We start from the raw sequence: 786 nt of genomic DNA, 5'->3' as shown, positions 1-786 counted from the left end.
GTCGCTGCCTTTGCGAAGCCTCGTCAGTGGCTGCGCCGCGTCGGCGGCAAACGGCGTCTGCGGGCCCGGGGGTGCGTCAAGGACGATCGCCGGGGTGATGGGGGGGGGGGCCTGATGATCTCGGTCAACCGCTCACGCTTCGGACCCATGATGGTCGTACTGATGGCAGCGATGGTGTTCGTGACGTCGTGTGGGATCAACGCCGACAATCCGCCGACCATAGGGACCTCCGACGGCAACGGCTACGACATCGAGATGGAGTTCACCAGCGCACTCAACCTGCCGGCCCTCGCAAAAGTCCTCTCAGAGGGGCTCAGCGTCGGAGCCGTCGAGGATGTCACGTACGAGAACGGGAATGCGGTCGTCAAAGCTCGCATCAAGAACAACACTCAGCTGCCGGGCGAATCGCGAGCTGAGCTGCGTCAAGACACTCTCCTTGGTGAGATCTACGTTGCCATCCTTCCCCCAGTCGAGCCGTCGACGGGTGCGTTGCTGCGGTCGGGTTCGGTGATCCCGCTGGCACGGACCGAGCCGGCAGCAAATGTCGAGGACGTCATGCGCGGGATGGCGAATGTCCTCGGCGGCGGTGAGCTCGACAAAATCCACACCGCAATCTCGACATTGAACACCACGTTCCCCAAGGATCCGCAGGAATTCGACGCCCTGTATCGGACAACGCTGGAGACCGTCTCGGAGGTCTCCTCGAACACCGACCAGCTCGACGTAGTGTTGAGGTCGGCTGATGAGACTCTGAAAGTGATCTTGGACGACCCGTCGGGAATCGAC

General features: G+C 62.3%; 1 protein-coding gene. It reads left to right on the top strand.

The window, feature by feature from the left end; all coding sequences use genetic code 11:
- Window positions 1-147: 147 nt before the first annotated feature.
- Window positions 148-786, top strand: a 639-nt coding sequence (locus tag IO33_RS0141885) for an MlaD family protein (RefSeq protein ID WP_245236076.1), incomplete at its 3' end; no start/stop codon positions are given.

The sequence above is a fragment of the Streptomyces durhamensis genome, from assembly GCF_000725475.1.
In the GTDB taxonomy this organism is placed as follows: domain Bacteria; phylum Actinomycetota; class Actinomycetes; order Streptomycetales; family Streptomycetaceae; genus Streptomyces; species Streptomyces filipinensis.
The sequence above is the reverse complement of the archived record's forward strand: the minus strand, read 5'-3'. Positions and strand labels throughout refer to the sequence as shown.